The 14,277-nt window shown below is 69.7% G+C and carries 10 protein-coding genes and 2 pseudogenes; 5 read left to right on the top strand and 7 right to left on the bottom strand.

The window, feature by feature from the left end; translation table 11 throughout:
* Window positions 1-54: 54 nt before the first annotated feature.
* A pseudogene (locus BM362_RS05645) lies at window positions 55-708 on the top strand (hypothetical protein); the annotation flags it as partial.
* 376 nt (window positions 709-1,084) lie between these two features.
* Here BM362_RS05645 and clpB read toward each other — a convergent pair.
* The 4 genes from clpB to BM362_RS05625 all read right to left on the bottom strand — a co-directional run bounded on the left by clpB (window position 1,085) and on the right by BM362_RS05625 (window position 7,738).
* Window positions 1,085-3,679 (bottom strand): ATP-dependent chaperone ClpB, encoded by a 2,595-nt coding sequence (gene clpB / locus BM362_RS05640; protein ID WP_067577541.1) that lies wholly within the window; start codon window positions 3,677-3,679, stop codon window positions 1,085-1,087.
* A gap of 93 nt (window positions 3,680-3,772) precedes the next feature.
* A complete protein-coding gene (locus BM362_RS05635) occupies window positions 3,773-4,960 on the bottom strand; it encodes an MFS transporter (protein ID WP_067577542.1) in 1,188 nt (395 codons plus the stop codon).
* 139 nt (window positions 4,961-5,099) lie between these two features.
* On the bottom strand, window positions 5,100-7,214 hold the full coding sequence (locus BM362_RS05630; protein WP_067578110.1) for an MFS transporter: 2,115 nt from the start codon (window positions 7,212-7,214) through the stop codon (window positions 5,100-5,102).
* A 38-nt stretch (window positions 7,215-7,252) separates the two neighbouring features.
* Window positions 7,253-7,738, bottom strand: coding sequence for a MarR family winged helix-turn-helix transcriptional regulator (locus BM362_RS05625; RefSeq protein ID WP_067577543.1), 486 nt, complete (start codon window positions 7,736-7,738; stop codon window positions 7,253-7,255).
* Between the two features lie 344 nt (window positions 7,739-8,082).
* On the opposite strand from BM362_RS05625, the gene BM362_RS05620 reads away from it, so the two are divergent.
* The 3 genes and pseudogenes from BM362_RS05620 to BM362_RS05610 all read left to right on the top strand — a co-directional run.
* Window positions 8,083-9,261 (top strand): globin domain-containing protein, encoded by a 1,179-nt coding sequence (locus BM362_RS05620; RefSeq protein WP_198545222.1) that lies wholly within the window; start codon window positions 8,083-8,085, stop codon window positions 9,259-9,261.
* Between the two features lie 4 nt (window positions 9,262-9,265).
* Window positions 9,266-9,958 (top strand): dienelactone hydrolase family protein, encoded by a 693-nt coding sequence (locus BM362_RS05615; RefSeq protein ID WP_067577544.1) that lies wholly within the window; start codon window positions 9,266-9,268, stop codon window positions 9,956-9,958.
* A 242-nt stretch (window positions 9,959-10,200) separates the two neighbouring features.
* Window positions 10,201-10,589, top strand: a pseudogene (locus tag BM362_RS05610) (LuxR C-terminal-related transcriptional regulator); the annotation flags it as partial.
* On the opposite strand, the gene BM362_RS05605 reads toward BM362_RS05610, so the two are convergent.
* Window positions 10,586-11,518: an SDR family oxidoreductase gene (locus BM362_RS05605; RefSeq protein WP_093572375.1), complete on the bottom strand. Its 933-nt coding sequence runs from the start codon at window positions 11,516-11,518 to the stop codon at window positions 10,586-10,588. The pseudogene BM362_RS05610 and the gene BM362_RS05605 sit on opposite strands and share 4 nt — an antisense overlap.
* Window positions 11,519-11,618: 100 nt before the next feature.
* Between BM362_RS05605 and BM362_RS05600 the strand changes: the two genes are divergently transcribed.
* Window positions 11,619-12,194: a TetR family transcriptional regulator gene (locus BM362_RS05600; protein ID WP_093572374.1), complete on the top strand. Its 576-nt coding sequence runs from the start codon at window positions 11,619-11,621 to the stop codon at window positions 12,192-12,194.
* 433 nt (window positions 12,195-12,627) lie between these two features.
* Here the strand turns inward: BM362_RS05600 and BM362_RS05595 are convergent, their stop codons facing one another.
* Both BM362_RS05595 and dnaJ read right to left on the bottom strand, forming a co-directional pair.
* Window positions 12,628-13,062 (bottom strand): heat shock protein transcriptional repressor HspR, encoded by a 435-nt coding sequence (locus tag BM362_RS05595; RefSeq protein ID WP_067578114.1) that lies wholly within the window; start codon window positions 13,060-13,062, stop codon window positions 12,628-12,630.
* A gap of 5 nt (window positions 13,063-13,067) precedes the next feature.
* Complete coding sequence (gene dnaJ, locus BM362_RS05590) at window positions 13,068-14,252, bottom strand: molecular chaperone DnaJ (RefSeq protein WP_093572373.1); 1,185 nt, start codon at window positions 14,250-14,252, stop codon at window positions 13,068-13,070.
* Window positions 14,253-14,277: the final 25 nt, after the last annotated feature.

Here is a 14,277-nt window from a genome sequence, read left to right as displayed (position 1 = left end):
CGACACGGTGCGGCCGTCCCGGTAGGAGGGCTCGGCAGCGATACCCTGACCGGCGTGGGTATCTCGGCGTGGATCTGGTTCGTCATCGCCGCCGTCGCGCTGGTGGCGGGGCTCGGCCTGCTCTTCGCGGACCGGGCCAGGGAAGGCTCGCGCAACCGTGAGCGGCAGCGCTGGGCCCAGTTGCGCGGCTGGCAGTTCGTGGAGGAGGACGAACGGCTGCCCCGGCAGTGGTCGGGAGGCGCGATCGGCTACTTCGGCGCCGACGCGGCGGTGAACGTCGTCGCGGGCTCCACCTTCACCTCCGACGGCCGCCGTCCGGTGTTCATCTTCGACATCGAATCCCAGGGCCAGGTGCCCGCGGTGGTCGTGGCCGTGCGCTGCAACAAGACGCACCGGGTGCCGGTCGAGATGTGGCTGTCGAGCGTGCCGTTCCAGCGCGAGAACATGCCGGAGATGCTCGGCCCGATCGGCCAGCGCTACGCCTTCGCGGACGATTCCGAGGGGGCGCGCCAGGTCATCACCCAGGACCTGGTCGACGCGGCTGACCAGCTGGGCGGCGACGTCGGCGTGGCGTGGCTGGAGAACGAGTGGGTGCTGGCGAGCGTCGTGCCGGGTGCCGGGCCGTCGCGGCTTGAGCGCTTGCTGCGCGATCTGGGCGAGATCGCCGACATCGTGGACCCGTTCGACGAGGACTACGACTCGAACCGCACGTGGACGCCTTCCGCGGGTACCCCCGCCGCGCCTGCCCCGGCGAGCGCTCCCTCGCCCGCGGACACCCAGGCGACGCGACCGGTCGACACCCGGTCGGTCGAGACGACGGCACCCTCTCCGGCGGACACCCGGATGACCGAGCGGCAGCCGTCTCCGCCCGCGCCGCGGACTCCGCCGCCGGGCGGTGGGGCGACTCCGGTTCCCCCGGCGCGTCCGGCGGAACCGGATCGTGGGGAAGACTCCTGATCGCTTGCGACGGGAAACCGCCCGGCCGCGCTACTGCGGCCGGGCGGTTTCCCGTTCTGGGGGCCGGACTCGGCCCGCGGCGAGCCTCCCCGCGGCAACTCCGCGAAGAGGCCCGCACTCACCGCACTCAGACCCGCGACACCTTCAACGTGTCACCGGTCTCCAGCTCCGGCAGATCCACCCGCACGGTGTCCCCGTCCCGGACCTCGCCGGACAGCAGCTGCTTGGCCAGCTGGTCCCCGATCGCCGACTGCACCAGCCGGCGCAGCGGGCGGGCACCGTAGATCGGGTCGAAGCCGTTCAGCGCCAGCCATTCCCGGGCACCGTCGGTCACCTCCAGGTGCAGGCGGCGCTGGGCGAGCCGCTTGGCCAGCCGGGCGACCTGGATGTCCACAATGGACGTCAGCTGCTCGGTGCCGAGCGCGTGGAACACCACGATGTCGTCCAGCCGGTTCAGGAACTCCGGTTTGAACTGCCGTTGCACGACCTCCATCACCGCGTCGCGGCGCTGGCGTTCGTCCAGCGACGGGTCGGCGATGGCCTGCGAGCCGAGGTTCGAGGTCAGGATCAGGATGGTGTTGCGGAAGTCCACCGTCCGGCCCTGGCCGTCGGTCAGCCTGCCGTCGTCGAGGACCTGGAGGAGCACGTCGAACACGTCCGGGTGCGCCTTTTCGACCTCGTCCAGCAGCACCACCGTGTAAGGGCGGCGCCGGACGGCTTCGGTCAGCTGGCCGCCCTGGTCGTAGCCGACGTAACCCGGGGGCGCACCCACGAGCCTGGCCACCGAGTGCTTCTCGGAGTACTCGCTCATGTCGATGCGCTGCATCGCGCGCTCGTCGTCGAACAGGAACTCCGCCAGCGCCTTCGCCAGCTCGGTCTTGCCGACGCCGGTCGGACCGAGGAACAGGAACGAACCGGTCGGCCGGTCCGGGTCGGCGACTCCGGCCCGCGCCCGCCGCACGGCGTCCGCGACGACCTGGACCGCCTGGTCCTGGCCGATGACGCGGCGGTTCAGCTCCTCCTCCATCCGGAGCAGCTTGCCCGTCTCGCCTTCCAGCAGTCGCCCGGCGGGGATGCCGGTCCACGCGCTGACCACGTCGGCGACGTCGTCCGCGCCCACCTCTTCCTTCAGCATGACGTTCTGCTTGCTGGCCTCGTTCGCGGCCATCGCGGCCTCGAACTCCTTCTCCAGCACCGGAATCCGGCCGTACCGCAGCTCGGCGGCCTTGCCGAGGTCGCCGTCGCGTTCGGCGCGTTCCGATTCGCCGCGCAGTTGCTCCAGTTGCTCCTTCAGTTCACGGACGGTCTCGATCGAGCCCTTCTCGTTCTGCCACCGAGCGGTCAGCGCGGTGAGTTCCTCGCGCTTCTCGGCCAATTCGGCACGCAGCGCGGTCAGCCGTTCGAGAGAGGCGGCGTCGTCCTCTTTGGACAGTGCCATCTCCTCGATCTCCATGCGCCGCACGGCCCGTTCGACCTCGTCGATCTCCACCGGACGCGAGTCGATCTCCATGCGGATCTTCGACGCGGCCTCGTCGACCAGGTCGATCGCCTTGTCCGGCAGGAACCGCGCGGTGATGTAGCGGTCCGACAGCGTCGCGGCGGCGACCAGCGCGGCGTCGGTGATCCGGACCCCGTGGTGCACCTCGTAACGCTCCTTCAGCCCGCGCAGGATCGCGATGGTGTCCTCCGGCGACGGCTCGCCGACCAGCACCTGCTGGAAACGGCGCTCCAGCGCCGGGTCCTTCTCGATGTGCTGGCGGTACTCGTCGAGCGTGGTCGCGCCGACCATCCGCAGCTCGCCGCGAGCGAGCATCGGCTTGATCATGTTGCCCGCGTCCATCGCGCCCTCGCCGGTCGCCCCCGCGCCGACGATGGTGTGCAGCTCGTCGATAAAGGTGATGACCTCGCCCGCGGAGTCGGTGATCTCCTTCAGGACTGCCTTCAACCGCTCCTCGAACTCGCCGCGGAACTTGGCTCCGGCCACCATCGACCCGAGGTCGAGTGCGACCACTCGCTTGCCGCGCAGCGATTCCGGCACGTCGCCCGCGACAATCCGCTGGGCGAGGCCCTCGACGATCGCCGTCTTGCCGACGCCCGGTTCGCCGATCAGCACCGGGTTGTTCTTGGTACGCCGGGAAAGCACCTGCACGACACGGCGGATCTCGGTGTCGCGGCCGATGACCGGGTCGAGTTCACCGGAACGGGCCCGCTCGGTCAGATCGACGCCGTACTTCTCCAGCGCCTTGAACGTGCTTTCGGGATCCGCGCTGGTGATCCGGGCCGACCCGCGCACCTTCGCGAACGCCTCGCGCAGCGCGTCCGGCGTGGCACCGTGCCGCTTGAGCAGGTCCGCGACCTGGGCTCCTTCGGTGGCGAGGCCGACGAGCAGGTGCTCGGTCGACACGTACTCGTCGCCGAGTTCGGTGGCGAGCTTCTGCGCCTGCGTGAGCGACTTGACCGCGGGCGCGTCGAACTGCGGCGTCGACACGGTCGCGCCGGTCGCCGACGGCAGCCCGTTGATGATCGGCTCAAGCTCCTTGTGCACTGTTTCCGGGTCCGCCCCGACCGCGGTCAGCAGCGGTGCGGTGGTCCCGTCACCCTGCGCCAGCAGGGCACCCAGCAAATGGGCGGCCGACACGTGCGGGTTGCCGGCCACGGTGGCCGCCTGCGCCGCGGACGAGATCGCCTGCTGGGTCTTCGTGGTCGGGTTGAAAGCGTCCATCCCTCACCTCATGCGTTCGTGGAAATACCTGGTGACAGGCCCGACCAAGGCCCGTCGACAGGTATAACGTCAGCAAAGTTGAGTCTGTTCCGCTCAACTCTGAATTGGTGCCACCGCGGCCGCGGGCAGCCTTGGTCCCAGCCTGCCGAGCCCGAGCGCGGCGAGGCAAGCACAACCCCCGACCAGAACCCAGGGTAACCACGCCGCCACGGAAAACAACGACACGATCGCTGGAGCGAGCACCTGAGCCACAGTGAACGCGTATTGGAACGCGGCGAGGTAACGGCCCTTCGCTTCGGGTGGCGCGGCGGCCTCGGCGAGCGCACCGGACCGCGGACCGAACACCAGGTCACCGGCGGCGAACACGAGCGTGGCCGCCAGCAGGTACGGCACCTGCCAGCTTCGCGGAACCAGCAGCACGCCCACGCTCGTCAGGCACCACGCGGCGAACAGCGCGGATCCGGCCCGCATCGCGCCGATCCGGCTGAGGCCCCGGGTGAGCCGCAGCGCGACGGTGCCGCCGACGCTGGTCAGCACGGTCAGCAGGAACAGGATCGCGCCGGGCAGCCAGGTCGGCGCGTGCAGCCGGTCGAGCACGAACACCGGGGTGCCGATGAGGAAGAAGTCGAGCGACAGCCCGAACAGGCCGCTCAGCAGGATCAACGTCAGATACGGGCGGTTGCGCAACACTCCGCTTCGCACGCGCGCCGCGGGCGCGAACCGGCGGCCGGGAGGGATGAACACCGCGACGAGGCCCGCCGCCGCGAGGAAAGTCAGCACATCCACGATGAGCGCGACGCTGTAGCCGCTGTCGCCGAACCAGGTGAGCAGTGCCGACGACATCAGCCCACCGAGTCCGAATCCGCCCGCGCGCACCATGCCGACTTCGGCGAACGGCCGATCCTTCGGCACGTCTCCGGCGACTTCGGCGATCAGCGCGAACAGGCAGCTGTAGAACAGTTGTTGCCCGGCACCGAGAAGGATGGCGGCCACCACTACGCCGCCGACGTCGTGCGCGAACAAATACGCGCTGATTCCGGCAGCCTGCAACAGTTGCGCGGCAAGAACTCCGGCTCTCGGCCCGGCGCGATCCACCAGCCGCCCGGCGAGCGGCGGCATGAGAAGCCCCGCCGTGGTGCCCACGGTGACTGCCGTGCCCGCTTCGACGAGCGGGATTCCGATCACCCGCGTCACGTAAAGGAGTGCGAGCGGAAGGAAAAGTCCGGAACCGAAGTTGTCGATTCCCATCGCCAGCAACATCGCGACCCTGCTTCGCGTCACGTATTCGACGCTACCTCCGGGGGAGGGGGACGAGGCAGGGCCGGGAGGGCGCATCGCTTGGCGGCAAATGCCACTCCCAGTAGAAAGCTCGTGAGTGTCTATCACGGTCAGAACCGCGACAAACACTCACGAGCCACCCTTAGTCGACGCTGAGTATCCCTTGGTGCCTAACGAACTCTCGTTCCACAGCCGCACTCAACTCAACATCGTGCTGCGCCGCCGCACCATCGCCGACCGTCATCGGCTCGGCGTGCGGCGTATACCCGTAGGCCGACACAGTGAGCGTGTACGCGCCCGGTTCGATTCCCGTGAAGCGGTACGCGCCGTCGCCGCCCGCGATGTGCGTTGCGGTGACAATGCCCAGGCGGTCCGTAAGCGTCAGCACCGCGCCTGCGACAGCGGCGTGCCGACCAGCCACGCGTACGCGACCCGAGATGGCACCCTGGCTGTCCAACAGCAAGTCGTGCCAACGCGCGTTGCCGTTAAGCCGCACGGTCGACACCGCGGGCCGCGTCGAACCAGCTGTCGCGAGAAGGACGTGCTCGCCCACGGTGTCGGCCGACAACTCGTACGCGCCCGTACGCCCCGTACGCCCCACGTCGACCTGACGCCCGGTCATGTCGGTGAGCGTGAGCACGACACCGGACACCGGACGACCGTCCGCATCGAGAACGCGGCCGCGCAGCACGGAGGTCATCTCGACCGGAGCTTCGACCACCGAGACGGCCTCGACCGAAACACCAGCCGGTGCGGGCGCGTCCGCGTCGAGCGTCCGGCGCAGCGGCACCTCCTTGATGAACAGCACCGCGAGGAAGGTGACCACGGCGATGCAGCCCGCGACAAAGAACACCGTGCCGGTCGCGTCGCCGAAGGCCCCGCGCACCACCGGCTGCAACGCCGGCGGGAGCGACGAGATAGCGAACGTGCCGCCACCGCCGGAGACTGCGCCGCCCGAGTGAATACCCATCTGCGACAGGGAGTTCGCGATGTTCGTGGCCACCCGGGCCGACAGCACCGCGCCGAGCGCGGACACGCCCGCCGCGCCGCCGAGCGACCGGAAGAAGGTGACGACCGAGGACGACGAGCCGATGTCCTTCATCGCGACCGTGTTTTGGACTACCAAAACCAGGTTCTGCATCAGGAAGCCCAGCCCGAGGCCGACCAGCGCGAGGTAACCGCCCATCAGCGTCAGGTTCGTCGCGTGGTCCACCGTCGAGAGCAGGAACAGCCCAGCCAGCAGCGAGATCCCGCCCGCGACCATGAACGGCTTGGTGCGCCCGGTGCGGGAAATGACCTGCCCCGCGCCGGTGGAGGCGACGGCCAGCCCCAGCACCATCGGCAGCGTCATCAGACCGGCGTGCGTCGGCGAGAAACCGCGCGCGATTTGGTAGTACTGCCCGAGGAACACCGAACCGCCGAACATCGCGGTGCCGACCGCCAGCGAGGCGAGCACCGACAGCGTGAAGGTGCGGTTACGGAAGAGCCGCAGCGGAACCACCGGCTCCGCGACCCGGGATTCGACGAGAACCGCCAGCGCCAGCGCGACAATCGCACCGCCGACGTACGCGGCGCTCGACCACGAAACCCAGCCGAAGCTGCCGCCCGCCAGCGAGACCCAGATCAGCAGCAGCGCGACGCCGCCGACCAGCAGGGTCGCGCCCAGCCAGTCGATCCGCACCTTGCGCTTGAGCACCGGCAGCTTCAGCGTCCGGCCCAGCACGACGAACGCGATGACGGCCAGCGGCACGCACACCCAGAAACACCAGCGCCAGCCCAGCGGCGAGTCCACGATCAGCCCGCCGATCAACGGACCGGAAACGGTCGCGACGGCGAACACCGCGCCGGTGTAACCGGTGTAGCGGCCCCGGTCGCGCGGCGCGATCATCGCCGCGATGACGACCTGGATCAGCGCCTGCAGCCCGCCGAGCCCGATGCCCTGCAGTGCGCGGTAGGCGATGAGTTCGGGCATCGACTGCGCGATCCCGCCCAGTGCCGAACCGACGGTGAAAACGACGATCGCGATTTGGTACAGCAGTTTCTTGCTGAACAAGTCGGAGAGTTTGCCCCAGATCGGGGTGGTCGCGGTCGACGTCAACAGCGTCGCGGTGACGACCCAGGTGTACTCGCTCTGCGAACCGTGCAGGTCGGCGAGGATCGTCGGCAGCGCGTTGGACACGATGGTCGACGACAGCAACGCCACGAGCAGGGCCAGCAAAAGGCCGGTGAAGGCCTTGAGGATTTCCCGGTGCGTCATCGGCTGCCCGGATGCGGTGGTTTCCACTATTCGCTACTTCACTTTCCCGCGGGGGAGGCGCCGGCGCAGTACCCGGACGGGCCGAGTGTCGCGCGCAGACCTTCGTTCAATTCGGCGAGCTGCGACGTGAGGCCGGCGATCCGGTCCTCGTCCCAGCCGCCCAGTGCCGTCTCGAAGAACTCGAGGTACTGCTTGCGCCAGAGTTCGAGCCGGGCGAGACCGGCCTCGGACACGCTGATCAGCGACGCGCGGCCGTCCTCGGGGGCGGGGCGGCGCTCGATCAGCCCGGCGGCTTGCAACTGGGCGACCTGCCTGCTGATCACCGACAGGTCGACGAGCCTGCGCTTGGCGACCTCGGACGGGCGCGCCTCGCCGTGCTTGGCGAGGTCGGACAGCAGCATCGCCGAGGCCGGGTGCAGCCCTGGCTCGTTCTGCCACGCCTGCATGATCCACAGGTGCTGGAGCTGGGCGGACGCCTTCAGCTCCCGCAGCAGTTCGAGCCGCACGTCGTCAGCTGGGCTCATCGTTCCTCCCGGGCCGGTGCCCACTTGCTTGTACTCTACAAGTTTAGCCACCGAAGGTTGCGTAGGACAACTATCTAATCGGTGAGCTGCCCCACGTCCTGACTGGCCGGTAACCCGACCGGAGCAACGATGCGGGCATTCCGCCCCAGTGCGGCTACTCTGCGGACCAGACGCCCCGCGATGCCGACGCGGCGAGCACGTCGTGGACAACGAGGAGCAGGAGTGGCGAATTCCCCCGCGCGAGGGCGCGAGCCGAATCCGACAACCTCGGCCGCCCTGCTCTCGTGACCTTTCCCTCCCAACCCCCCGGCCTCCGGTCCCGACCTATGAACGACGACAGCCCGATGACAGCCGATTCGATCAGCCCGCTCCCGCGGACCTCAGCCGCGCCCCGGCAGGCGCCCGCCGCCGTGGTCGCGATGGTGCAGCTCATCCGCGACACCTGGGCCAAATCGGAGCCGTACGCCCCGGAGATCTCGCAGTTCTTCTACGGGATGCTGTTCACCCTCGCGCCTGCCACGCGCGATTTCTTCCCGATCAACATGGAAGTGCAGGGCGGGCGCATCATCCGCGCGCTGGCCCGCGTCGTGCAGATGGTGGACCGGCCGGACGACCTGCTGCCGTTCCTGCGCCAGCTCGGCCGCGACCACCGCAAGTTCGGGGTGGCCCCCAAGCATTACGAGGCTGTCGGCACCGCGCTGCTGGCCGCGCTGAAAAACCACCTCGGGCCGGAGTGGACGCCCGAGGTCGAGCGCGCGTGGGCGGAGGCGTTCACCATCGTCGCGCGCGCGATGCAGGAGGCCGCGGCGGCGGACGAGAACCCGGCGTCGTGGTCGGCCACCGTGGTCGAGCACCGGCGGCTCACCTGGGATCTCGCACTGGTGCGGGTGATCCCGGACCAGCCGGTGCCGTATTCGCCCGGCCAGTACATGAGCGTCGAGGTTCCGCAGCGGCCGCGGTTGTGGCGGTATCTGTCGCCGGCGAACGCGCCGCGCGAGGACGGCGGCATCGAATTCCACGTGCGCGCGGTCGACGGCGGCTGGGTGTCCCGGGCGATCGTGAGCCACACGCAGGCGGGCGACGTCTGGCGGCTCGGCCCGCCGCTGGGCCGGATGACCGTCAACCGCGAACAGTCGCGCGGCGTGCTGATGGTCGCGGGCGGCACCGGGGTCGCGCCGCTGCGGGCGATCCTCGACCACCTCGCGCTGTGGGGCGAGAACCCGAAGACCCGGCTGTTCTACGGCGGTCCGACCCGCGAGGACCTCTACGACCTGGAAGAACTGCGCGCGCTCGCCGCGACCAACCCGTGGCTCACCATCACCCCGGTCGTCGAACGGGGCGATCATCTGCCCGGGTGCGAACACGGCACGCTCGCCGAGGCGGTCACGCGGTACGGCGCGTGGCCGAACCACGACATCCTGGTGTCCGGGTCGCCCGCGATGATCCGCGCGACGGTGTCGCGGATGCTCGTCGCGGGCAGCGCGCTGGACCAGATCCAATACGACCCGTTCACCGCGGACTGAGCCGATGGACATCCGGATTCCGGTGGCGGACGGGGAAATCGACGGTTATCTGGCGGTGCCCTCCGGCGACGGCCCGTTCCCGGCGGTGGTGCTGATCCACGACGTGTTCGGGGTGAACCAGGACGCGCGCGAGATCACTGACCGGTACGCCGCCGCGGGTTATCTCGCGCTGAGCCCCGATCTGTACTCGCGCGGCGGCATGATCCGGTGCGTGAAGCGGACGTTCCAGGATCTGTTCGCGCGACAGGGCCGGGCGTTCGCGGACATCGAAGCGGCGCGGGCGCTCGTCGCCGGACGGGACGACGCGACCGGCAAGGCCGGCGTCGTCGGATTCTGCATCGGCGGCGGGTTCGCGCTGGTGGCCGCCTCGCGGGCCTTCGACGCCGCCGCCCCGTACTACGGGCAACTGCCGAAGGATCTGTCCGCTTTGGACGGTGCCTGCCCGATCGTCGGCAGCTTCGGCGGCAAGGACGTCTCCCTGCGCGGTGCCGCGGCCAAGCTCGAAGCCGCGCTCACCGAACGCGGAATCCCGCACGACGTCAAGGAATACCCGGCCGCCGGGCACGGCTTCGCGAACCACTACCGGCCCGCACCGCTGGCCGCGCTCGCCCGGATTACCGGGATGGGCTATCACGAGCCGTCGGATTCCGACGCTTGGCGACGCGTGATGGCGTTCTTCGAGGAACACCTGAAGTAGTCAACCCAGCGTGCTCAAGTAACCGAGCGCGCCGACCGCCACCGCGCCGAGGCAGGCGAGACCGAAGGCGCGTCGTTCCGGACGCTCGGTTTGTTTCAGAAGGCCAACCGGCAGGAACGCTAGGCAAACCCGGCCGCGGCGACGATCGACCACAGCGTCGTTCCATTGAGGACACCGAGCGGCATGAGGGTCGCTGCGGCGCGCACCCGGCCGAGCACTCCGGCGCGATAGGCAGCGGCCAGCCGAACATGGACGGCATCGAAGCGACCCGGCTGATCGGCGAGCGCACCCGGACGTGCGGGTGCTGGCGCTGACCATGTTCGACCTGGACGAGCACGCCTTCGCCGCACTGCGCGCCGGGGCGACCGGCTTCCTGCTCAAGGACACCCGCCCGGCCTTTGCGCGGCGGTGCGCGTGGCGGCCGCCACCGCGCGCGGACATCGCTGCTCTGGCCCCGCTAGAACGCGAGATGCTCACGCTCGTCGCCGGTGGACTGTCCAATGTGGAGATAACTGAGCGGGCGACGGTGAAGACTTACGTCGGACGGCTGCTGGCGAAACTCGACGCCCGGGACCGCGCGCAACCGGTGATCGTCGCATACGAAGCCGGTTTGGTGCGGTCCCGGAACTAGCGCCACACCGCCTCGGCGCGGCCGCTGGCCTCCGGGGCGAAGTAGTCGCCGGTCTCCAGGTCTTCCAGCAGCGTCGCGTGGTTCGGCGTCCAACCCAGCAGTTCTTGGGTGTGCGCGCTGGAGGCAGGCACGTCGAGGGAGAAAAACCTTGCCAGGAAAGGATTACCGAGGTGTTCGGCGGCTTCTTCGAGAGTCAAGGACGTCGTGGGGATGTCCAGCAACTGCGCGATCTTCTCCGCGACGGTCTTGATCTCGACGGTTTCCCCGACGCCGTGCAGCATGCCCCCCGCAGGCGCCTTTTCCAGCGCCAGCCGGAAAAGTACTGCCGCGTCATTGCGATGGACAGCTGGCCACCGGTTCGTACCGTCGCCGATATACGCCGAGACACCTGCCCGGCGCGCGCCCGCGATGAGCGCTGGAATGAAGCCATGGTCGCGTGGTCCGTGCACAGTCGGTGCCAGCCGCACGACGCTGGCGCGGACACCACGGTCGGCGAATCCGAGACAGGCCTGCTCGCCGGGGATGCGGAAGCAGGCGACCGAACCGGGATCCGCCGGGTCAAGTTCGGTGCTGACCTGGTCGGCCTTCAGCACCAGCGTGCCCGACGTGCTGACGAACGGTTTCCCGGTGCCGACCACGGCCTGGCCCAGCGCGTCGATCGCCTCACAGTCGCGGCGGACGAGGTCGTCGGGATCGGCGTAGCTGCCGCCTTGGGCCATGTGCAGCACGCCGTCGGCGGCTTCGGCACCGCGGCGCAGGCTGTCGAGGTCGTCGAGCGAACCCCGGTGCGGTGTCGCGCCGAGCGATTCCAGCCGCGCGGCGGAGGCGTCCGAGCGAGCCAAACCGGTGACCGTGTGCCCGGCCCGGATCAGTTCGGCGACGACGGCGGGCCCGGTCTGGCCAGAGCCGCCAGTGACGAAGACATGCATGAAAGACTCCTTAGCGTCAGTCACTGACTCTACGCGTAGCGACAGTGACTGACACAATGTGGTGTCAGTCACTGTCGCACAAGCCGGGTAGGCTCAGGAGGTGCCACGGAGCGGAGCAGAAGCGCGCAGCCGCCTCAAACAGGCGGCGCTGGAGCTGTACCGGGAAAACGGGTTCGACAAAACGACCACCGCGGAGATCGCGGCCCGGGCAGGCGTCACCGAGCGCACGTTCTTCCGGCACTTCCCGGACAAACGCGAGGTGCTCTTCGACGGCGAAGCCGACCTGCGCGAGGACCTCACCCAGTCGGTCGCCGAAGCCCCGGACGGCCTTGCGCCGCTGGAAATCCTGCTGCGCGCGTTCAAGAAGGCCGGGCGGATCATGGAACGCAACCTCCCGTTCGCCGAACCCCGGCGCGATCTGATCGCGGCGACGCCGACACTGCGCGAACGCAATCTGGCCAAGGCGGCGACCCTCGCTGAAGCGCTCGCGGAAGCGTTGCGGCAGCGGGGAGTCGAGGACCGGCTGGCGCGGTTGGCGGCGCATGCCGGATGGGCGACGTTCCATCACTCCACGCAGGCGTGGATCAGCGACCCGACGCGGAATCTTGACGACTACCTGGCCGAGGCGTTCGCCGATCTGCGGGAACTGGGGGCGGAAGTCCAGGCAGGACAGTGAGGGGCCTCTTGCGGCCGCGGGGAGGGTTGTGAGTGTTTATCCCGGTTCTAAGCGGCATAAACACTTACGAGACTCACGCCCCGAGACACCGGCTGCGGGGGGCTGGGGTGGGGGGGCGCTGTGGGGAGGCGGGGTCCGGGCCGGGCAGGCAGGGCCGGGCGGGCAGGCTGGGCCACGCAGAGCAGCCTGGGCCAGGCCACGCAGGGCAGGGCAGGGCGGGCCATGCAGGCAGGGCCGCAGGACAGGACAGGACAGGGCAGGGCCGGGCAGGCTGGGCCAGGCCACGGAGGGCAGGGCGGGCCTTGCAGTCAGGGCCGGGCAGGCAGGCAGGCAGGGCAGGCAGGGCAGCGAAAAGCCCCTCCAGTGGCAGGAGGGGCCGGGTTCTTGTGAGTGGCGATCGCGGTTCTCACCGTGATCGCCACTCACGACAGGTTCAGCGGCGCTTGGGCTTCCAGACCACCAGCGAGGTGGTCTGCCGCAGCGGCACCAGGTCCTTGCGGTAGGACGCGTGCACCGCGGCGGCGGCCTGTTCGGCGGCCGCGTACGCGGCGGCGAGTTCTTCGGTCAGCTCGTGCACCCGGGACCGCAGCGCGTCGACCTGGTTCTCCAGTTCGATGATGCGCTTGATGCCGGACAGGTTGACCCCGTCCTCCTGCGAGAGGCGCTGGACCTCGCGCAGCAGGGCGATGTCGCGCAGCGAGTAGCGCCGTCCGCCGCCGGCGGTGCGGCCCGGCGAGACCAGGCCGTGCCGGTCGTAGGAGCGCAGCGTCTGCGCGTGCAGCCCGGAAAGCTGGGCCGCCACCGAAATCACGAACACCGGGGTGTCCTCGTCCGCGCCGTGCGGGAGTCCCGGATTACCGCCGAACATCACCCTCACCTGCCTTCGAGCAACTCGGTGAGCTCAGGCCGCGGGTCGTGGCCCTTCATCGCCTCGGCGTAGGCCTCAAGTGCCGACCGCGCCTTGTCGTCGAGCTTCGCCGGGACCGCCGCCTCCAGGGTGACCAGCAGGTCGCCTTGCGCGCCGTCCCGCTTCTGAATGCCCTTTCCGCGCACTCGCAACACTCGTCCGCTCGCGGTACCCGCGGGCACCTTGAGCGACACCTTGCCTTCGAGCGTCGGCACCGTGACTGTGGTGCCCAGCGCGAGTTCGGTGAAGTCCACCGGCACGGTGAGCGTGAGGTTGAGGTCCTTGCGCCCGAACAGCTTGTGCGGGGCCACGTGCACGCGCACGTACAGGTCGCCCGCCTGCGCGCCGCCCCGGCCGGGTTCGCCCTGGCCGGCCAGCCGGATCCGCTGGTCGTCCTTCACGCCCGGCGGGATGCGCACGGTGAGCGTGCGGGTGCGGGTGCTGACGCCCTCGCCGCCGCATTCCGGGCACGGGTCGTCGATGATCTTGCCCCGGCCGCGGCAGTCCTGGCACGGCTCGGAGAACGCGAACGCGCCCTGGCTCCGGCTGACCAGCCCGGACCCGCTGCAGGTCGGGCAGATCCGCGGCGAGGTGCCCGGCTTCGCGCCGTTGCCGCCGCAGGTGGAGCAGGTGGCCGGGCTCGACAGCCGCAACGGCAGCGTCGCGCCCTTGACCGATTCGAGGAAGTCGATGCGCACGTCGGTCTCGACGTCCGCGCCGCGCTGCGGCCGGTTCGCCGTGGCACCGGCGGCACCGCCCCGGCCGCGGCCGAAAATGCCGCCGAGGATGTCGCCGAGGCCGCCGAATCCGCCCTGCTGGCCCTGCGCGCCCGCCTGGTTGAACAGGTCGCTCATGTCGAACCCGCCGGCGCCGCCGCCACCGGGGAAGCCGCCGAATCCGCCCGCGCCGCCGGAGCCGAAGAGCGTGCGCGCCTCGTCATACTCCTTGCGCTTGGCCGGATCGGACAGCACGCCGTATGCCTCGGACACGGCCTTGAACTTGTTCTCGGCCGCGGTGTTGCCCGCGTTGGCGTCCGGGTGGTTTTCCTTGGCCAGCTTGCGGTAGGCCTTCTTGATCTCGTCCGCGGTCGCGTCGGAGGAGACACCCAGCTCTTTGTAGAAGTCCTTGCCGATCCACTCCCGAGCACTCATCGGGTGTCTCCTCCTTTCGCTGCAA

Origin of the sequence: Amycolatopsis rubida (assembly GCF_900115345.1) — a bacterium.
Lineage (GTDB): Bacteria > Actinomycetota > Actinomycetes > Mycobacteriales > Pseudonocardiaceae > Amycolatopsis > Amycolatopsis rubida.
This window is presented reverse-complemented; position numbering and strand designations above follow the sequence as displayed.